The sequence below is a fragment of the Emticicia sp. MM genome (genome assembly GCF_001649495.1).
On sequence record NZ_LXHX01000113.1, the window covers coordinates 61989 to 82676 of the forward strand.

13 protein-coding genes are annotated in these 20688 nt (G+C 37.6%); 7 read left to right on the forward strand and 6 right to left on the reverse strand.

The annotated features are described in order from the left end of the window. Nucleotides 1-41: 41 nt before the first annotated feature. A complete protein-coding gene (locus tag A6M55_RS15245; RefSeq protein WP_064198452.1) occupies nucleotides 42-1052 on the reverse strand; it encodes a LacI family DNA-binding transcriptional regulator in 1011 nt (336 codons plus the stop codon). Nucleotides 1053-1459: 407 nt separating this feature from the next. On the opposite strand from A6M55_RS15245, the gene A6M55_RS15250 reads away from it, so the two are divergent. The 6 genes from A6M55_RS15250 (at nucleotide 1460) to A6M55_RS15275 (ending at nucleotide 13896) form a co-directional block, all read left to right on the forward strand. Further along, nucleotides 1460-4651 carry a TonB-dependent receptor gene (locus tag A6M55_RS15250; protein WP_064198453.1) on the forward strand — a complete coding sequence of 1064 codons (3192 nt, stop codon included), beginning with the start codon at nucleotides 1460-1462 and terminating at the stop codon, nucleotides 4649-4651. An 11-nt stretch (nucleotides 4652-4662) separates the two neighbouring features. After that, nucleotides 4663-6519, forward strand: a complete 1857-nt coding sequence (locus A6M55_RS15255) for a RagB/SusD family nutrient uptake outer membrane protein (protein ID WP_064198386.1) — start codon at nucleotides 4663-4665, stop codon at nucleotides 6517-6519. A gap of 179 nt (nucleotides 6520-6698) precedes the next feature. Next, nucleotides 6699-10043 carry a VCBS repeat-containing protein gene (locus A6M55_RS15260; protein ID WP_064198387.1) on the forward strand — a complete coding sequence of 1115 codons (3345 nt, stop codon included), beginning with the start codon at nucleotides 6699-6701 and terminating at the stop codon, nucleotides 10041-10043. A 339-nt stretch (nucleotides 10044-10382) separates the two neighbouring features. Beyond that, nucleotides 10383-11558, forward strand: coding sequence for a galactokinase (locus A6M55_RS15265; protein ID WP_064198388.1), 1176 nt, complete (start codon nucleotides 10383-10385; stop codon nucleotides 11556-11558). A gap of 470 nt (nucleotides 11559-12028) precedes the next feature. After that, the gene (locus tag A6M55_RS17605; protein WP_229235549.1) at nucleotides 12029-12226 is read left to right on the forward strand and encodes a Uma2 family endonuclease; all 198 of its coding nucleotides are present in this window, start codon (nucleotides 12029-12031) and stop codon (nucleotides 12224-12226) included. Between the two features lie 47 nt (nucleotides 12227-12273). Beyond that, nucleotides 12274-13896 carry a glycerol-3-phosphate dehydrogenase/oxidase gene (locus A6M55_RS15275; RefSeq protein ID WP_064198389.1) on the forward strand — a complete coding sequence of 541 codons (1623 nt, stop codon included), beginning with the start codon at nucleotides 12274-12276 and terminating at the stop codon, nucleotides 13894-13896. Between the two features lie 215 nt (nucleotides 13897-14111). Here the strand turns inward: A6M55_RS15275 and A6M55_RS15280 are convergent, their stop codons facing one another. Both A6M55_RS15280 and A6M55_RS15285 read right to left on the reverse strand, forming a co-directional pair. Further along, nucleotides 14112-14627 (reverse strand): hypothetical protein, encoded by a 516-nt coding sequence (locus tag A6M55_RS15280; protein ID WP_064198390.1) that lies wholly within the window; start codon nucleotides 14625-14627, stop codon nucleotides 14112-14114. A gap of 262 nt (nucleotides 14628-14889) precedes the next feature. Further along, nucleotides 14890-17034 carry a 3-hydroxyacyl-CoA dehydrogenase NAD-binding domain-containing protein gene (locus tag A6M55_RS15285; RefSeq protein WP_064198391.1) on the reverse strand — a complete coding sequence of 715 codons (2145 nt, stop codon included), beginning with the start codon at nucleotides 17032-17034 and terminating at the stop codon, nucleotides 14890-14892. 119 nt (nucleotides 17035-17153) lie between these two features. Here A6M55_RS15285 and A6M55_RS15290 point away from each other — a divergent pair, with 119 nt between their 5' ends. Continuing rightward, a complete protein-coding gene (locus A6M55_RS15290) occupies nucleotides 17154-17765 on the forward strand; it encodes a Uma2 family endonuclease (RefSeq protein WP_082893052.1) in 612 nt (203 codons plus the stop codon). A 105-nt stretch (nucleotides 17766-17870) separates the two neighbouring features. Here A6M55_RS15290 and A6M55_RS15295 read toward each other — a convergent pair whose 3' ends face one another. From A6M55_RS15295 to A6M55_RS15305, 3 genes are all read right to left on the reverse strand, one after another. Then, the gene (locus tag A6M55_RS15295) at nucleotides 17871-18707 is read right to left on the reverse strand and encodes a pirin family protein (protein WP_064198392.1); all 837 of its coding nucleotides are present in this window, start codon (nucleotides 18705-18707) and stop codon (nucleotides 17871-17873) included. A 92-nt stretch (nucleotides 18708-18799) separates the two neighbouring features. Next, nucleotides 18800-19654, reverse strand: coding sequence for an AraC family transcriptional regulator (locus tag A6M55_RS15300; RefSeq protein WP_064198393.1), 855 nt, complete (start codon nucleotides 19652-19654; stop codon nucleotides 18800-18802). A 110-nt stretch (nucleotides 19655-19764) separates the two neighbouring features. Beyond that, nucleotides 19765-20682 carry an LD-carboxypeptidase gene (locus A6M55_RS15305; protein ID WP_064198394.1) on the reverse strand — a complete coding sequence of 306 codons (918 nt, stop codon included), beginning with the start codon at nucleotides 20680-20682 and terminating at the stop codon, nucleotides 19765-19767. Nucleotides 20683-20688: the final 6 nt, after the last annotated feature.

Genomic DNA, 20688 nt, shown 5'->3' on the forward strand with positions numbered 1-20688 from the left:
AGCACATGTATTAAAAAAGGTTGAGTTTTATTCAACCTTTTTTAATGCACTATCAATTTTGTATTCATCAAAATCTCCCTATAAGGTGGCATTTCTTCTGCTGGATTTTCGATGATATTTATTAATAACTCAGTGGCCTTTATACCCATATTGTAAGCAAACTGCTCGACCGACGCCAGTGGAGGATTATCTAAGTAAAATGTCATCGGTAGATTAGCAAAACTTACAAACAAAATATCTTTATTAGGCACAATACCCTTCTGTTTGCATACCTGCATAGCATAAAGTGCTACATAATCATTAAAAGTCAGAATTGCTTCGGGTGGTTCGTCCAAAGCCAATAATTCTTCCATTTTTACAATACTATCATCTTTTGATAAATCAGTAGCTTTGATGTATTTGGGCGATGTTTCCAGATTAAATTTCTTGATTGCTGTCAGATAACCATTTAAACGCTCATCGCATACTTCTAGATTCGATGGACCATTCATTAAAGCAATTCGCTTGACGCCTTTACTTATCAAAAATTCAATGGCTTCAAAAGCTCCATCCGTGATACTACAACGTACTTTATTGGCATTAAGGTTTCGAGGCACACGATCGAAAAACACCAATGGTGTACCAAAGTTTTCGACTTCCTTGAAGTGGCTATAATTATTGGTTTCAGCAGCTACTGAAGCAATTACGCCATCAACTCGGCTACTTAGAAACGATTTCAGTGCTTTTTCTTCTCTCTCAAACTTATCTCTTGACTGGCTCACCACTACATTGTAGCCTTTCTCCAAAGCCACATCTTCAATACCTGAAATCGCCATTGAAAAAAACTCTTCTTGTAGGTAAGGCAGTAAAACTCCGATAGTATATGTGCGATTCTTTTTCAGAAAAATAGCGGCTGGATTCGGCACGTAGTGCATTGATTTTGCCAATTCCCAAACTCTTTCTCTCGTTCTTAAGCCGATACGAGTATTATTTTGTAAAGCTCTCGAAACAGTCGAAATAGAAACGCCCAATTTTTGGGCAATTTCCTTGATTGTAGCTTGATGTCTTTGCATTGTATAGATTTTAATAGGTTGAGTATATTCTCGCAAGTTAAATAAAAAAGTGATTTTAAAAAATTTTAAAATCATTCCCTTCAAAACCTAATGACGTATATAGATTGCACAACTTACTAATGTTAACATTGAAAAGAATTGTTTCAAATGGGTCATTATAATCAGAAACCTAAATAGCATTCTTTATGCTAAGAATAAGGCAAATAATCAACGGAATATTATCATTTTGTGCAAACGATTGCAAAATATGAATAATATAGATATGAGTCTTTAATAAGCATTTTTCTTAGAAAAATACATCTTTCTCTACATAAAACATTATTTTACCTATACTTATTAAAAGATTTTAATTTAACTTTAGGCGATGTTTAATCAAAATGTTTATTAACCTTAATCAAAAAATTTCTATGAAAAAATTTACTCTGCGGGCATTAGTAGTACTACTTCTCGGAGCGGTAGGAGCATTGTCTGCTCCGAATGCTTTTGCCAAAGCTGGTTCGGGCAAATTTCTTGAGCAAAAAGTTTCGGGAAAAGTAACCGATGCTGAAAAAGGAGAAGCTCTTCCAGGAGTAAGCATTCTCATCAAAGGCACTCAAAAAGGTACAACAACTGATGCGAATGGTGAGTATTCTATTGCGGTGGCTGATAGTAAAGCGGTGTTAGTGTTTAGCATCGTTGGCTATGAGCCTCAAGAAATTGTCGTTGGAAATCGTGCAACAATCAATGTGGGTATGGCAACTGACACAAAAACGCTCGGTGAAGTTGTTGTGGTAGGTTATGGTGTACAGAAAAAAGAAACCATTACTGGTTCGGTAGCATCGGTAAAAGGTTCGGAGCTAATCAAGTCACCAACAGTAAACTTGAGTAACTCAATCGCAGGTCGTATGGCGGGCGTTGTGGCAGTAAACCGTAGTGGTGAGCCAGGTGCTGACGGTTCGGCAATCCGTATTCGTGGTTCGAACACACTCAACAATGGTGATGCCCTTATTGTAGTTGATGGAATTCCGAATCGTGCAGGTGGACTTGACCGTATCAATCCAAATGACATCGAAAGTGTTTCAGTTTTGAAAGATGCTTCGGCGGCCATTTATGGTTCTCGTGCGGCGAATGGTGTAATCTTGATTACTACCAAACGTGGAAAAACTGGTAAACCAGTAGTTTCATACTCAGCAAACCAAGGTTTTTCCCAACCAACAGTAATCCCTAAATTGACAGATGCAGCTCAGTATGTGAGTATGCTTAATGACCTTGATATTTATGGTTTACCCGTAAGCGAATGGTCAGCAGCTAATGCGGCTTACAAATCGACTGGTTCTTTTACACGTCCTAATGGAACAATTAGAAAAGCTCCGTTTTCACCAACAGATATTCAAAAATATTCTGATGGTTCTGACCCTTGGCTATACCCGAATACAGATTGGTATAAAGCCACTTTGAAAACTTGGTCACCACAAACGCAACATAACTTACAGATTTCAGGCGGAACTGAAAACGTAAAATACTTAGCATCACTTGGTTACCAAAATCAAGATGGTTTCTATAAAAATTCGGCTACTGCTTACCAACAATATGATATTCGTTTGAATTTAGATGCTAAAATTAACAAGTATATCAACTTAAATGTTGGTATTTTAGGTCGTGAAGAAGCACGTAACTATCCTACTCGTTCGGCAGGTGCTATCTTCAGAATGCAGATGCGTGGAAAACCACAACAACAAGCCTACTGGCCAAATGGTCTTCCAGGCCCTGACATCGAAAATGGTGAAAACCCAGTTGTAATCACTACTGACTTGTCTGGTTATGACCGTCAAAAACAAGATTATATTCAAACAAATGGCTCACTTGATATTCAAATTCCTTGGGTGAAAGGCTTGAAAATTACAGGAACAGCAGCGATTGACAAAAGACTCGGCACAAGAAAATTATGGCAAATTCCATGGACACTTTACCAACAAGGTTCTGGATTTGAAGCAGATGGCACAACCCCTAAGCTTGTTGCAAGTAAAAGAGGTCCAGCCGAACCAAACTTGAACCAATCTTATGACGACCAATTGAATATCTTGTTGGGTACTGTTGCTACTTACGAACGTACATTCGGCAATCATGGTCTTACTGTGTTAGCAGGAACAAATACTGAAACTATCGAAGGAAATAACTTTAATGCTTTCCGTCGTTATTTCATCTCACCAGCTCTCGACCAAATGTTTGCAGGTGGTGACTTGGAGAGAAACAACGGTGGTGGTGGTTATGAAACTGCTCGTATCAACTATTTTGGTCGTGTGGCTTATAACTTCAAAGAGAAATATTTAGCTGAGTTTTTGTGGAGATACGATGGCTCTGACCGTTTCCCTAAAGCAACACGCTATGGTTTCTTCCCTGGTGTAATGGCAGGTTGGGTAATGTCAGAAGAGAAATTCATGAAAAGCCTTTCATTTATTAGCTTCTTGAAATTGAGAGGTTCGTGGGGACAATTGGGTAATGACCAAGTAAACCTTCCTAACTCTAATACGCCTGCTACTTATCAGTATTTGTCAACTTACGGTTTCCGTAGCTATATCTTGGGTGATGCCGAGCAAAAAACGTTGTTTGAAACTCGTCTTCCAAACGAAAACATTACTTGGGAGGTTGCCTCTAATTCAAACTTTGGTTTAGAAGGACAATTATTCAACGGTAAAATCAGTTTTGAAATGGACTATTTTGTGAATAAGCGTTCAAAAATCCTTTGGTTCAAAAATGCTTCAGTGCCGCAATCAACTGGTATTACGCTTCCTGCACAAAACTTTGGTGAAGTATCTAACCGTGGTTTCGACTTTAATGTTGGCTACCGTGGCCAAACTGGTGAATTTAAGTATAATGTAAGCGTAAACGGTGGTTATGCTAAAAACAGAATTGATTTCTGGGATGAAGCTCCTGGTGCTCCTGAATGGCAACGTACTACTGGTCGCCCAATGAATACTTTCATGGCTTACCTTTACGATGGTGTATTTAAAGACCAAGCAGCTATTGATGCTCGTGGCATTGACTACTCAGCAATCGTAAAAGAACTTCGCCCTGGAGATATGAAGTACAAAGATTATAATGGCGATGGTAAAATCACTCCAGATGACCAAGTAAGAACCGATAATACAACGCTTCCTCTCTTCCAAGGTGGTATCAACTTGGGTGGTCAATACAAAAACTTCGACTTAACAATCTTGATTCAGGGTGCTGCTGGTGCAAAACAATACGTAAGTGCAGGTGAAATGGGTAATATCGGTAACTATTTACTTGATATTTATCAAAACCGTTGGACAATTGACAATCCAAGTGATGTACACCCACGTATCGCTAACCGCTCTGACCAATACTATTCAAATAATAACACTTATTGGTTAAGAAGTTCAGATTATATGCGTCTGAAAAACTTTGAGTTAGGTTATACAATTCCTGAGTCAATTGGCAAAAAAGTTGGTTTTAGCAGTATGAGAATTTATACAAGTGGTGTCAACTTGTTTACGATTGACAAATTGAAAGTATTTGACCCAGAAACAGCAAGTACAACTGGTCAGTACTATCCTCAATCAAGAGTTATAAACTTAGGCTTAAATGTTAAATTTTAATTAATAGAAAAATGAAAATGTATAAAAAATTAATTTTGTCATTCTTTGCAGTTTCGTTTTTTACGATTAGTTGTAATGATGACTTTGTAGATACCAAACCACTCGACCAGTTATCTGAAAATGTAGTTTGGGGCGATGCGGCTTTAGCAGAAGCTTTTGTAAGCGAACTTTATGGTGGCCTAGGAGTTGGTGGTTTTAATGAGCAAATGCTCGCTTCACTAACTGATGAAACTATTTTCACACACCCTGGTAGAGGTATAACAACCATTACCGAAGGTAGAACTAATCCTGCTGACCCAGGTTGGATTAATGGTACTTTGAGTTGGGTAAATATGTATTCACGTATCAGAGCCTGTAATCTTGCATTGAGAAATTTAGCAAACCCACAATTCCCAAATACCAACAAGATTGTTGAACGTTTGCAGGGAGAAGCTAAATTTATGAGAGCTTATTACTACCACCAATTAGTTCGCTACTACGGTGGTGTACCAATCGTAGATAAGGCATTCTCTCTATCAGATACAGATTTCTTGTCTGCCCGTAATACTTTTGAAGAGTGTTTAAACTTTATCGTGAAAGACCTCGACGAAGCGGCAGTATTGCTTGATGGAAAATCACTTCAAAAAGGCCGTGCAACGAAGGCATCTGCTTTGGCTCTAAAATCTCGTATGTTGATTTATGCTGCCAGTGATTTGTATGATGTACCAACTGCCAAAGCAAAATCGAAAGCAATGGCTGCTTTCGGAAAACCAGAATTGATGGGTTTTCCAAGTGGCAACCGCACTGAACGTTGGCAAAAAGCTAAAGCTGCCGCAAAAGCAGTGTTAGATTTACCAGGATTTGGATTCCAATTAGGACTTACTGCTCCTGTTTCAGCCGATGTTGCAGCAACCAACTATATGAATCAATCTTTGGCAAGAAATGGTGGGCAAAACGAAATCATCTTTGGACGCTACTTTATCCAAAGTAAAAACGAAGATGGTGGACGTGTTGGTCTTTTCAACGGACCAAATGGTTATAACAACTGGGCTGGAAATACGCCAATCCAAGAGTTGATTGATGATTATGAAATGATGGATGGCTCGAAATTCGACTGGAACAAGCCTGAACACGCAAAAGCTCCTTACGATAACCGTGACCCACGTATGAAATCAACTATCTTGTATGAAGGTTCACCTTGGAAACCACGTTCGGCAAGTGCAGCCCCACTTGACCCTGCCAACCAAATCCAAACTGGTGAATATGAAGTTGTTTCTGGTGGTGCTAAAAAAGTTCACTTCGGTTTAGATACTCGTAAAAGTAGCATCGAAGACTGGAATGGTAGCTACACTGGCTATTATATGCGTAAGTTTACAGACCCAAATCCAGGTTTAGTTGACCAAAACTCTTGGCAACAAATTCCTTGGCCGTTTTTACGCTATACTGAGGCAATTTTCAACTACGTTGAGGCTTGTATCGAACTTGGCGAAGACCTTGAGGCTCAAAAATGGTTAAATCAAATTCGTTTCCGTGCAGGTATGCCAGCAATTACAGAAACTGGCGACGCTCTACGCCAACGTTACCGCAACGAACGTCGTATCGAAATGGTATTTGAAGAACAACGCTACCACGATGCTCGTCGTTGGATGATTGCACCAACAACACTCGGACGAAAAGCAAGTATTATTGTAGTGAAAGGTACATTAAAAGCAGGTAAAAACGTTTCCACTTACAAATACGACCCAACTAACTACGATTATTCTTATACTGTCGGTAAAATTGACCCAGGTAAAGAAAATCGTAACTGGGATGATAAAATTTATTTCTTACCAATTCATCGTGACGAAATGAACCGTAACAGCAAATTAATCCAAAACCCTGGATACTAATCTTTTGTTATAAGACAATCGGGTAGTCAGAAGTATTAAAACTTTTGGCTACCCTTTTTTTATTCAAATAACTTCCCTAAAGTTTAAAACTTTCGGGAAGTTATGCACAACTTTGTATATTTGTTCTATAATCTCAAGCTTACATATTTTTATCTCAATCGGAGATTTATAACCTAAAAATGAAAATTTCTACCATCACATACCTATTATCAATAAGTCTATTCTTTTCTTCCTGTAAAAACTCTCCATCTGAAGAAAATACAAACGAAGAACAAGATAAACAAGAACCAATCTTTACCCTACTTTTCCCAGATAAAACTAATATTGACTTTCAGAATGTCATTAACGAAGGCCTAAATACCAATGTATTGATGTACGAATATTTCTATAATGGTGGCGGAGTAGCAGTTGGTGATGTAAACGGTGATGGACTTGAAGACCTTTACTTTACAAGTAATATGCAGCAAAATAAATTGTATCTGAATAAAGGGACGATGCAATTTCAAGATATTACCACTAAAGCAGGTGTAGCAGGTAGAGAAGGCCCATGGAAAACTGGCACAACGATGGCAGATATTAATGCCGATGGGAAACTGGATATTTATGTGTGTCATTCAGGAAATCTACAATCCGAAAAGAAAGCAAACGAACTGTTCATCAATCAAGGTAACGATGCCCATGGAATTCCAACTTTTGTAGAACAAGCAGCAAAATTTGGACTTGATAGCCCTGCCTCAAGCACAAACGCCTATTTCTTCGATGCCGATAAAGATGGAGACTTAGATATGTTCTTGCTCAATCATAACATAAAATCCCTGCCAGTTCTTGATGAAACCCGTACGGCAGCCCTCACTAAAGTTGACGATGCAGTGAGTGGTTCGAGGTTTTACCGCAATGATAATGGATTTTTCAAAGATATAACTCGCCAAGCAGGCATTCAAAGTTCGGCACTATCTTATGGTTTGGGAGCAGGAATTGCTGATATTAACCAAGATGGCTGGCCAGATATTTATGTAAGTAATGATTATGCTGTGCCTGACCGCCTGTACATCAATAATCAAAAAGGAGGATTCAGAGAAGTAAGCCACGAACAAATCGGACATACTTCTAATTTTTCGATGGGAAATGATGTTGCCGATATAAACAACGACCAACTACCTGATATTTTTACGCTTGATATGCTTCCCGAAGATAATCGTCGTCAGAAATTATTGATGTCGCCTGATAATTATGATAAATTTGATTTGGGCGTAAGGTCTGGTTTTCATTACCAGTATATGCGAAATATGCTCCAACTCAACAACGGAAATGGCACTTTTAGCGAAATTGGACAGGTTTCAGGAATTTCGAACACCGACTGGAGCTGGGCGGCACTTTTTGCCGATTATGACAACGATGGTTGGAAAGACCTATACATCACCAACGGCTATCTGCACGACTATACGAATCTTGATTTCTTGAAATACATGGATGACTTCATGGCAACCAAACAAGGTGGTTTTCAACGAACCGATGTACTTGAATTAGTGCAAAAAATGCCTTCATCGAATGTAAAAAACTATATTTTCAGAAATAATGGGAAGCTAAACTTTAAAGACCAAACCACAAATTGGGGAATGGGTGAGCAATCGAATAGTAGTGGGGCGGCTTATGCTGATTTAGATAATGATGGAGATTTAGATTTGGTTGTAAATAACATCAATTCGCCCGCATTTATTTATCAAAATGAAGCGAATACCAAGCTTGGCAATCAGTTTTTGAAGGTAAAACTCAATGGTGAAAACGGCAACAAAATGGGAATTGGAGCAAAAGTTTATCTTTATGCCCAAGGAAATACTCAATACCAAGAACAAATGCCTACTCGTGGTTATCAGTCAAATGTGAGTTTTGTGATGAATTTTGGTTTGGGCAAAAATACCAAAATAGATTCGGTAAAAGTAGTTTGGAATTCGGATAAAAGTCAAGTTTTGAAAAACGTTCAGGCGAATCAAACTTTGGTTTTGGAAGAAAAAAATACTTCTGCAAAACTAAATCCAAACATTCACAACAACACGTTTTTTGCAGAAATAACTTCACCAATCGTTTCAGTTCAAAACAAAACCACGCATAATGACTTTAAAAGACAACCTCTATTGACTAATTCTCAGTCATTTATTAGTCCAATTATGGTCAAAGGTGATGTAAATAAAGATGGCCTCGAAGATATATTTATAGGCGGAAGCTACGGAAAAGGTAGCGAACTTTACATTCAATCGAATGGTACTTCTTTACAATTCATAAAGAAACCTTTCCCTTCTAACCCCAATGCAGATGTAAGTGATGCTGTTTTCTTCGATGCAAATGGCGACGGTTTCCAAGATATTTATGTGGCTTATGGTGGCTACGGAAATTTCACCGAAAGCGACCCTAATTTACAAGACCAATTATTTTTGAATAACGGAAAAGGCGATTTTCAACTTAGCCCTTCTGCCCTACCCGCTATGCTCACAAGTACTGGTTGTGTACGAGTAGCCGACATCAACGGAGACTCAAAACCAGACCTTTTTGTGGGCGGGCGAGTTTCTATCGGTAAATATCCAAACATTCCTCGCAGTTATGTGTTGATTAATGAAGGCAAAGGGAACGGGGCGTCGCCACTATTTAAAGAAAACACACCCGAAAATATAAAAAATATCGGCATGGTTACGGATGCTGCTTTTGTTGATTTAAACAAAGATAAAAAGCAAGAATTGATAATAGTTGGCGAATGGATGCCTATAACGGTTTTTGAAAATGAAAATGGAAAACTAACTGATAAAACCGAAAATTATTTTGACCGAAAACTATCTGGCTGGTGGAATAAACTTGTAGTAGAAGACCTCAACAGCGATGGTGCACCCGATTTATTGGTCGGAAATTTAGGTTTAAATAGCCAAGCCAAAGCAAGCGATAAACAGCCTGTAGAACTATATTATAAAGATTTTGATGATAATGGTAGCATCGACCCTATTTTGTGTACATATATTCAAGCACAAAGCTATCCGTATCTAACTCGTGACGAATTATTAGAGCAAGTGCCAACCAAACGCCCCAAATTTACGTCTTACGATAGTTATTCAAATGCAACTTTAACCGATATTTTCGGTGAAGACGAACTAAAAGACGCTAAAAAACTCGAAGCTAATTATCTAAAAACAGCACTTTTAGTTCAAAATCAAGCAGGACAGTTTGAAGAAAAACCCTTGCCAATCGAAGCACAATTTGCTCCAATATTTACGATAACAATCTTAGATTACGACAAAGATGGAAACAAAGACCTTATTTTAGCTGGTAATTTGAATAAATCACGCTTAAAATTTGGCAAGTATGATGCCAACTATGGCCTATTGCTGAGAGGGGATGGTAAAGGAGAGTTTGCAAGCATTCCGCAACGTCGATCGGGCTTTAATTTACAAGGAGATGTACGCTCATCATTATCAATAAAAAACAATATATTTTTTGGTATCAACCAGCAAAACATTCGAGCATTTAAAATAAATTATTAAGATTCAACAAAAACATCATACATTTTCTTGAAATCATACAAAAACAAATTATGTGCAATGCTTTGCAATGTTATGAATTAATCAAAATATTGATAGTCAAACGATTGCACACCAAAGGCTATACGTGATATCTAAAACTATTTATACAGAACATTAAAAAAAACACTATTTTTGATAACAGTAGAAAAAAAGTGATTAAGTTAACAAAACATTCGTAGAAGCCCCTAAGTTTCTTGGGGCTTTCTTTTTTCCAAACGTTTGAAAGGTTAGTATTTTGGAGTATTTTTCATAAAATTCTAAACCTTTGAATCAAACTGCCATTATCTCTATTATAACATTATGACAAACGCTATTTTAACCAAAAAATTTAAAGAATATTTCAACACAAACCCTACACTTTCAGTTAGAGCTCCAGGCCGCATTAATCTCATAGGTGAACATACGGATTATAATAATGGATTCGTGTTGCCTGCTGCAATCGACAAAGCCATTTATTTTGCTATTTCACCTCGAAACGACCAAAAATGTGTAGTTTATGCTTATGATTTAGATGATTTGTACGAATTTTCATTAGATAATCTCCAAAAATCAGAAAAAGGATGGGCTAATTTTTTAATTGGAGTTTTGGCAGAAATCACCTCTAAAGGCAAACAAATCAATACAGGATTTAACGTGGTCTTTGGTGGAGATGTTCCACTTGGTGCTGGCTTGTCATCATCTGCAGCAGTTGAAAGTGGCATTGGTTTTGCCCTCAATGAGCTATATAATTTAGAATTTTCTAAACTTGATTTGGCACTAATTGCCCAACAAGCCGAACATAAATACGCAGGCGTAAATTGTGGAATAATGGACATGTTTGCTTCGATTCATGGCAAAGAAAATGCAGTAATCAAACTTGACTGTCAAGACCTTAGTTTTGAATATTTCCCATTCGATTTCCCCGATTACACCCTTGTTTTATGCAACACAGGAGTAAAACACAACCTCGGTGACAGTGAATATAATCAACGCCGAGCCGAATGTGAAGAAGGTATAAAAATACTTCAAAGTGCGTTTCCTCAGGTCGATAGTCTGCGAGATGTAACGATGCAAATGCTAAGTAGTCAAGCCGATAAACTGTCGCCGATAGTTTACAAACGTTGCAAGTATGTTGTTGAAGAAATTGAACGAGTAAGTATTGCCTGTAAAGCTCTCGAAAATGGTAATTTAAGCATCTTTGGGCAAAAAATGTTCGAAACTCACGAAGGATTAAGCAAAGAATATGAAGTCAGCTGTCCCGAATTAGACTTTTTGGTTGAGCAAAGCCAAGATTTTGAAGCAGTGGTAGGAGCAAGAATGATGGGTGGTGGCTTTGGTGGTTGTACTATAAATTTAATAAAGGCCGATGCAGTTGATGAATTCATTAAAAAAATGAGTTTTGCATATCATCAAGCTTTTAATATTCAGCTACAAACATACATTGTAAATATCTCAAATGGTGTTGAAGCCATAGAAAAAGAGCTGGTGATGAATTAATTTTTTGAGAGAAAAATGCTTAAATTGCAAAATATAATGAAATTAAGATACTCGTAAATCATAATTTCAAAAGCTAAACGCAATAAAACTATGACTCTCGAACAAATTGATTTAAACAAAACATATACTTATGCCGATTACTCAAATGGAATTTTAAGGTAAGTGGTATTCCGCAACGTATAGAATTGATAAAAGGAAAAATCTTCAAGATGTCGCCCGCACCAGCACGGAATCATCACGAAAGTCTTCGATTTATTTTCAGTAAATTAGATAGATTTTGGGATAAGAGTCCTTGCCGATTGATGTTCGTCTGACGCCTCGCAAAGACGCTAAACGCAATAAAGTTCATACTATCGTTCAGCCCGACTTATGTGTGATTTGTGATTTAGACAAATTATTATGATGATGGCTGTGTTGGAGTTCCTGACCTAATCGTAGAAATTCTTTCGCCAGGCAATAGCCGCAAAAAAATGAAAGAAAAATTTGAAGTATATGAAGAAAACGGCGGAAAAGAATACTGGCTCATCTATCCTTTCGATGAATACGTAATGGTTCATACTTTAAACAAAAAAGTTAAATTTATTGGCAGCAAACTTTTGGTTGAAGGTAAACTTATCCAATCTACTGTACTGCCAGGCATTGAAATTGAAGAAGTTTTTAAATACTAACTTTCGCTAAAATCCGCTTTTCATAAAAATACTTACAAAATTATTGCATGAACAGAGTAAAAAACCTCGAAAAATTACAAAACGAAGAATTTGATATTTGCATCATTGGTGGGGGTGCGAGCGGTGCAGGCTGTGCCTTAGACGCAGTTCTACGAGGCTTCAAAGTAGCTCTGATTGAAAAACAAGATTTTGCTGCTGAAACTTCGTCTAAATCAACTAAACTGATTCATGGCGGTGTACGATACTTAGAACAAGCGTTCAAAAACCTTGATTTTGCTCAACTCCGTCAGGTAAAACATGGTCTCGAAGAACGCCACACAGTTATCCGAAATGCCCCACATTTGGCTCATCCTTTGGCGTTGATTACCCCTGTCTTTAGTTGGTTTGAGGGTTTTTACTTCAAAATTGGACTTACAATCTATGGTTTTTTCGCAAAAAATGATTCAATGCCCAAAGCTGAATGGCTCAATAAAAAAGAAACATTTGAGCATATTCCTACGCTAACACCCAAACTCCATAGCTCGGTTATGTACTACGATGGCCAGCTTGATGATGCTCGCTATTGTTTGGCTCTCGCCCACTCAGCCGACGAAGCAGGAGCAGTTGTAGTCAATCATGCCTCAATTACAGGTTTTGAAAAAGATACTCAAGGAAAACTGAAAACAGCTATCGTTACAGATAATTTATCTGAAAAAAATATCACTGTAAAAGCCAAGCTGTTCATCAATTGCACTGGCCCACACGGAGATAGCATCAGACTTTTGGCAAATCCTGACCAAGAAAAACGCTTACGTCCAAGCAAAGGTGTACATATTATGCTTCCGCACGAAGTTTTACGTAGCCAAGATGCAATGTTGATTCCAAAAACCAAAGATGGACGAGTAATTTTTGTGATTCCGTTTGAAAGAGAAGTAATGGTAGGAACAACCGATGACGAATACCGTGATTTAGAAAAAGAGCCTATCTTAGTTGAACAAGAAATCGACTTTTTACTCGATACGCTTCGCCCATATTTGGCTAAAGTTCCCGAAAAATCAGCAATAAAATCAGGCTTTGGTGGTTTACGTCCGCTCATTGCTTCTTCTGGCTCTAAAGCTACCAAAAAACTCGTGCGTGACCATGAAGTGGAATATGACGAAAAATCTAACTTATTGAGTTTACTGGGTGGAAAATGGACGACCTACCGCTTAATGGCAAAAGATACCATTGACGAGGCCTGTAAACTTTTGAATAACGAAACTGAATGTAGAACTGAGCAACACTACTTGATTGGCGGAGAAAATTATACTTTTGAAGAATGGAAAAATATTCAGGAAAAGTATAAGCTCGACGAAGATATTTGTCAGCATTTAGTGAAAAAATATGGGACTAAGGCTAATGATGTGCTGGAAAACTCCAATCAAACTGACCGAATTCATCAAAACTATCCTTTCATCAAAGCCGAAGTTATTTATACAATCCGAGAAGAAATGGTAGGTAGTTTGAGAGATTTTTTTGCTCGCCGTACTCGAATGGAATTAATGGATTGGCAGGCAACATTTAGTTCGGTTGATAACGTTGCCGAAATCATGGCTGTTGAATTAGCTTGGTCAGAAACTCAAAAACAAGTAAACATTACTGAATACAAAAAGCTTCTGAAAAATTTTATGCAAACGGCAAATATTCATTAAAAGTAGTTGAATATCAAATCGAATGTCCTAAACTCAACCCTGCCCCAAATCTGAAATGATTTTCGACATATATTGGTGTCAAATGAATTTTATAGAAAAAACATCCGACTTCCCCACTTAACAAACTGCTTTCTAATTCCATGAATGGGAGTAAGATAAATTTTCCGTTTCACTCAAAATCAGTTGGGTGGTTCGTAATTACAAATATAGGAATCTTAAAGAGAAACCCCCAAGCTAACACCTCCACGAAGTTCATATTTACCGAATGAATAAGAAGGAGTTACATTTACCCTCAAAAAAACTACTCTGGGGTGTGGAGGAATATCAAAAATAACTTGTTGTCGCAACCCCAAAATCCCAAATATGTAGCTACGAGTTTCAGCACTTCTATACGCAACGGGCGTTAAGCCAGTACCCATTTCAACAAACCATTCTGCCGCAATTTTCGATGGTGCTGATTTGCACCTTACACTCACTCTTTTGTTGATACCTTTACGAAGATTATTAATCAAATAATTATAGGTAACCGACGTTGGAATCGAAACACCTCCACCATTGGCAACCTGACCAACCCCAGTAGATTGGCCACCGGGCAAAAAACCAATTCCTGTACGTAATGCTAAAAAACTGTTTTGCCACCTAACCGGCAGATATTCTACATTTATCGAGCCCAATGGACTAATCGCAAAAGACTCCGCCATGATAGCTGTACGATATCGTGTACGATACATTATCTGAGCATTAGTTGTCTCGAACAATGTGATTAAAATAATGAGGGTTAGAAAATACTTCACTCGATTATAGGATTACGTCAATTAAAGTAAGATAAAAACGTGCCAAAATATATACATTGAAATAATATTTTTGTGTTTTTCTAACCATTAGAATGCTTTAAAAACGAATTTTAAGTGTAAAAAATTACAAATTCAAATCATTATACATAAAAAAGACGGGACAGCCCGTCTTTTTTATGTATAATGTATCAAAAGTTTCTTACAAATTCTTCACCAATTCCTTTTGTTTTGCAGTTAATCTAAACCTTTCGCCATAAGTATCTGCCAAGCGTTCTACCTCATTCAAAAAAGTTTCTGTTCCTACAAAATCAGGAAAATTGAGCGTTCCACCCGCATATGGAGGAAATCCCCAGGCCAAAATCGAACCGATATTGCCATCTAATTTTGTCATTAAAACACCTTCATCCATACAACGAATCGACTCAACCACTTGGCGGTAGAGTAAGCGTTTTTTTACTTCCTCAACATCAGGTTGAATTTCTGAAACTGGAAAATATTCAGCCAAGCCTTCCCACAAATGCTTCTTCCCTCCTTCTGGATACTCGTAAAAACCTTTCTTGTTTTTCTTACCAAAACGCCCTAAATCTTCAACCATCATTCGGGTCACTTGATATGCTCCATCTTCTTCAGTCAGTGCTCCATCGGCAATACTTTGCTTCGATATTTTCAAGGCTAAATCTAAAGCCACTTCATCCGAAACTGCCAAAGCACCGACTGGCATTCCTGCATTTTTTCCTGCGTTCTCGATCAAAACAGGGTCAACACCATCTTTTAATAAGGCAATTCCTTCGGTGGTGTAAGTACTAAAACAACGAGAAGTGTAAAACCCACGAGAATCATTGACCACAATTGGCGTTTTGCGAATTTTCTTCACGAAATCAACCGCTAAAGCCACTGCATAATCAGATGTTTCTTTGCCACGAATCAGCTCAACGAGCATCATTTTATCAACTGGAGAGAAGAAGTGAATACCGATAAAATTTTCTGGTTTTGCCGAAGCCTTTGCCAAACCTGTAATCGGAATTGTGGAAGTATTTGAGCCAAACACACCGCTCTCAATTAACATTGGCTCTGCTTCTTTGGTAACTGTTGCTTTCAAATCACGGTTTTCAAAAACAGCCTCAATAATCAAATCACAACCTTTCAAATCGGCCACATCGGCCGTTGGCTTTATCAAACTCAATAGTTTTTCACCTTTATCAGCTGTGGTTTTACCTCTTTCAATACCTTTCTGCACCAAGCCTCTCGAATAATCTTTCCCTTTTTCGGCCGCTTCGATACTTACATCCTTCAAAACAACTTCAATCCCCGCCATTGCCGATACATACGCAATACCTGCACCCATAAATCCAGCACCCAAAATACCAAGTTTTTTGACATCAGTAACAGGTATATTTTTGGGACGACTGGCACCTTTATCGGCTTCGTTTTTGCCCAAAAACATTACTCCGATTAAATTCTTAGCTTCACGAGAAGTAGCAACTTTTACAAAATAGCGAGCCTCAATTGGAATCGCTCTATCCATATTTACTTGTAAGCCTTCATAAACGCACGAAAGAATCGCAATCGGTGCAGGATAATTTCCTTTAGTTTTATCCATAATCATGGCCGTTCCGCCCGCAAAGGTTCTCATTCCTGTTGGCGACTGAACGTTTCCGCCTGGTACTTTATAATTTTCACGAGCCTTGATTGCTCCTGTTTTCTTATCAAATTCATCCCACGGTTGAATAGCTTTCGGGTTAGCCAAAATCCATTTCATGGCTTTTTCCATCATTTCTTCACGAGTAACCGCAATATCATTGACCATGCCGTAGCCCAATGCTTCTTTTGGCGAAATACGTTTTCCTTCAACCATCAACATCAAGGCAGCTTCCATACCAATAATACGTGGCAAACGTTGAGTTCCGCCGCCCCCAGGAAGCAAACCAAGCTGCACTTCGGGCAAGCCAATAACAGCTTTGGGATTATCAAGAGCAATGCGGTAATGACACGACAAACAAACTTCGTAACCTCCGCCCAATGCCGTTCCATTCATGGCTGCTACCACTGGCTTTCCACAAGTTTCGAGTTTACGAAAAATAGCATTAAAATCAAGCGAAAACTTGTGCATTTCGCTTTGGTCTTTGCTATTATTACGCAAAATCATCTTTACATCAGCTCCTGCTATAAACTCATTTTTTTCGGAAGTGATGATAATTCCTCTTACTTCGGGGTCAGCGTAAGCAGTTTCGAGATGCCCCTCAAATTCAGGAATCGAAATATCGTTCATAACGTTCATCGGCGAAGTGGTCATGTTCCAACTGATAATCGCCACGTTGTTTTCTACTTTATAGTTAATTTCCATTAGATGGTTGAATATTACTGTTTCAAAATACCGTATGCTTGCATACTATTTGCAAATATAAAAAATATGTTTAATTTTATTTTGTTATTTTTGTTAAATAATCAGTTAATCTGGAAACCATGACATTGCATCCAACGAAAGCAGATACAGTCAAAAAGGTGATTGGCTCTCCACTGAGTAGTACAAATTTAAACGACGACGAATTCTATGATTTTTGCCAAGAAAACGACAGTTTGAAATTTGAAAGAGACGAGAAGGGAAATGTTATTGTTATGCCAAACACAGGAGGAAAAACAGGAATTAAAAATTCAGAAATTACGACTGAATTAACAATTTGGAATAGAATCAAACGAAGTGGAAAAGTTTTCGATTCTTCTACAGCTTTTCGATTAGCTACTTCGGCAGTGCGTTCGCCTGATGCTTCATGGGTTTCTAATGAACGCTGGAATAGTTTGACGGATAACGAAAAAACAAAATTCCCTCCGCTTTGCCCTGAATTTGTAGTTGAACTAATGTCTGAAAATGATAATCTGAAAGATGCTCGCACTAAAATGCAAGAACAATGGATAGAAAATGGTTGTAAATTGGGTTGGCTGATAAACCCTGCCACCGAAACAGTATATATTTATCGTGAAAATGGCGAGGTACAAATCGTAGAAGGATTTGACAAAAAACTTTCTGGTGAAAATGTTTTACAAGGTTTTGAACTGGATTTGAAAGTTTTGAAATAGTTATTCGGTGGTTGAATAAAACCACCGAATAACTATTGAAACCAAATCCTAATTTTTACCTAAAATTTGAGTAATAAAAGATAAAAACGTTATTTATTAAGCCAATTATCCTCTATAAGGCAACAGTTCTCCCATTTCACCACGACCATAGCGGCGTTTTGTGTCGGCCATTTGTTCGGGAGTAGTCATTACAAAAGGCCCTCCGTAAGTAATGGGTTCTTTCAAAGGAACAGCCGTTCCGAACATAAATTCAAGCCCTTCTTCACCCGCAGTAATCACAACTTGATTTCCTTCAGTCGAGAAATTGACCATACTTTGGGCTAAAACTTCCTGATTTTCTATGTTACCATTTCCATTCAGTGTATAAATAAAAGCCATTTCTTGAGCATCTAAGGCAATTGTTTTTCCAGCATTTAGATAAACATGAAACAGATTCACGTTCGTAACCATCTGATAATCAGAACGTTGATCATTATATTCACCATGCACAATTCTTAGTTTATAATCTTCCATGCTTATCTCTGCGATTTCGTTGGCACTCGCATGAATAGCTTTGGGTTCAACCAAACGGTCTTTATCGGCATGATTAATCCAAATCTGAAAACCATGGGCTTCAACTCCAGTTACCTTCGGAAATTCATCGTGTTGCAAACCTCGTCCAGCCTGACTAATATGCAATCCTCCTGGCTCAATTTCGCTGAAATCACCTAAACTATCACGGTTAATAAAACTATTTTTACTATCGGGTAGCATATAGGTCATCACCGAAATTCCTGCGTGTGGATGAGGACCAAAAACAGGTCTATCCATCAGGTATTCAGTAAAAACCAAAACAGGTTCAATTGGATATTGACTCGCAAACATATCTACGCCTTTGAGTCCTGGGAATGCTGGTTTGAAATGTAATTTTGTGTGTTTGATTATTTGCTTATTCGCTTTCATTTCTTTATTAAATTTTGATAAGACAAAGATAATGCGTCTATAAAGCAAAATTCAAGGTAAAAAAGGTAGTATAAATGGTAGTTTTTTCGGTATTATTTATTTCTATACTCAAATGGAGTCATTTGTTCGGAAGTCTTAAACGCTTTAGTGAAATAAGAGGGGTCATCAAAGCCAAGCCAAAAACTGATTTCTTTGATATTCATTTCGGTTTGCTTCAAAAGACTTTTTGCTTCTTCCATGAGCAATTGCTCAATTAAATTTTTAGGACTTTTACCCGTTTGCTCTTTGATTACTTCACTAAGATATTTTGGTGTAATATTGAGTTTATCGGCATAAAACAACACATCTTTATTTTCGAGATAATGGGTATTTATCAAACTACAAAAAGCCTTTGCCAATTGTTGTTTTCGAGAAAACTTTTTGCTATCTAATTGATTATCAATATATAATATTTCAATTTTCTCAATAACCGCCATTATCAAGGGAGCAACAATTTTGGGATATTTTTGATGATTATTTATATTTTGAAAAATATTATCAAAGAAGCCAAAATCGGTATCGCTTAATGAAATAACGTGCTGAATTCCTGCCCTAAATACCCGAGATTCGTTGAGAAAAGCAGCATTAATTGATGTTTGAAAAATATCAGATGTAAAAAAGAGAGCGGTATGTTTCAAATCCCAATGATTATCGAGCCAATGTCTGATAATACTTGGCCCAATAACTAATAAATCTTTGGCTTTGAGTTGATAATCTTCAATACCAATTCTTAACGAACGCTCGCCTTCATAAACCAAACCGATTCCGTAAAAATAACTCCGAAAAGGATAATCAGGTGCACTTTCAGTAAATAGACTTTGATTGGCAATAAAAAATGATTCATTGGTTTGAGTACGTAAAATTCCTTCTACAAAACGGTGAAATTCAAAGGTTTTTGGCGTTCTCATGATTAGAAAAACAAATGTCTTTTTGAATAACTTCGACTATAACTGAATCTTTTTTGTTTATTTGGGTAAATAAAAGCGTTCGTTTGGCTTCCAAAATCTGAGGTGATAATTCAAAGTACTATTGCATCAAATTCCAGCCTAACCACCTCATTATAAATACTTAAAGAAGCAAACCTACCACAAGGAATTGTCCAATTTATCGCTTCGTGACCAACTGGAAAATCATAGCAGATTGGATAATTATACTCGGCCGTATGCTCAGCAATAATTTCATAGAAAGTTTTGCCAAAAGGTTCGTCGTTTTCTTTTACATCCGAAAAATCTCCAACAATCAGGCCTGCTAAGTTTTTAAGTTTTCCTGCTCGTTTTAGTTGTACCATCATGCGGTCAATGTTGTAGAGATATTCCGAAATATCTTCGATAAACAAGATTTTACCATCAGTATCGACTTCTGATTGCGAGCCAAGCAAATGAGCAAAAATACAAAGATTTCCACCTACAATTTGCCCTGCTCCTACTCCTTGTTTGTTGAAGGGTTTTGATGGAATTGTATAATTTATATCTTTACCAAAAAGAAATGCTTCGAGTTTTTGAACTGAATCATAATCTCTTGTGAACGTTTTGGGCATTGGTGCATGAAGGCTTTGGAAACCCATCACTTGTAGCTGTCCATGCACGGCCGTGATATCAGAAAAACCGATAATCCATTTAGGGTTTTCCTTGAATTTCGTAAAATCAACGGCATCAATGATTCTTGAACTTCCGTAGCCACCTCTGGCCGAAAATACCGCTTTAACCTCTTGATTATCAAGTTGTTGTTGAAAATCTCGCAAGCGAATTTCGTCTGTTCCTGCAAAACCGTAATATGTAGCACTTACTGATTCTCCTACTATTACTTCAACTCCCCAGTTTTCTTGCATGATATTAATCGCCGACTGAATATCGGCAGGGTTTAGCTTGCTGGCAAGGGCTACAATGGCCACTTTATCGCCTTTCTTTAGGAATGGAGGAGAAATTAATGAGTTCATTTTTCG

What these genes read in the sequence shown, in the direction of transcription:
- A6M55_RS15245 (WP_064198452.1), bottom strand. Translation starts at nt 1,052, where the DNA reads ATGCAAAGACATCAAGCTACAATCAAGGAAATTGCCCAAAAATTGGGC.
- A6M55_RS15250 (WP_064198453.1), top strand. Translation starts at nt 1,460, where the DNA reads ATGAAAAAATTTACTCTGCGGGCATTAGTAGTACTACTTCTCGGAGCG.
- A6M55_RS15255 (WP_064198386.1), top strand. Translation starts at nt 4,663, where the DNA reads ATGAAAATGTATAAAAAATTAATTTTGTCATTCTTTGCAGTTTCGTTT.
- A6M55_RS15260 (WP_064198387.1), top strand. Translation starts at nt 6,699, where the DNA reads ATGAAAATTTCTACCATCACATACCTATTATCAATAAGTCTATTCTTT.
- A6M55_RS15265 (WP_064198388.1), top strand. Translation starts at nt 10,383, where the DNA reads ATGACAAACGCTATTTTAACCAAAAAATTTAAAGAATATTTCAACACA.
- A6M55_RS17605 (WP_229235549.1), top strand. Translation starts at nt 12,029, where the DNA reads ATGAAAGAAAAATTTGAAGTATATGAAGAAAACGGCGGAAAAGAATAC.
- A6M55_RS15275 (WP_064198389.1), top strand. Translation starts at nt 12,274, where the DNA reads ATGAACAGAGTAAAAAACCTCGAAAAATTACAAAACGAAGAATTTGAT.
- A6M55_RS15280 (WP_064198390.1), bottom strand. Translation starts at nt 14,627, where the DNA reads ATGTATCGTACACGATATCGTACAGCTATCATGGCGGAGTCTTTTGCG.
- A6M55_RS15285 (WP_064198391.1), bottom strand. Translation starts at nt 17,034, where the DNA reads ATGGAAATTAACTATAAAGTAGAAAACAACGTGGCGATTATCAGTTGG.
- A6M55_RS15290 (WP_082893052.1), top strand. Translation starts at nt 17,154, where the DNA reads ATGACATTGCATCCAACGAAAGCAGATACAGTCAAAAAGGTGATTGGC.
- A6M55_RS15295 (WP_064198392.1), bottom strand. Translation starts at nt 18,707, where the DNA reads ATGAAAGCGAATAAGCAAATAATCAAACACACAAAATTACATTTCAAA.
- A6M55_RS15300 (WP_064198393.1), bottom strand. Translation starts at nt 19,654, where the DNA reads ATGAGAACGCCAAAAACCTTTGAATTTCACCGTTTTGTAGAAGGAATT.
- A6M55_RS15305 (WP_064198394.1), bottom strand. Translation starts at nt 20,682, where the DNA reads ATGAACTCATTAATTTCTCCTCCATTCCTAAAGAAAGGCGATAAAGTG.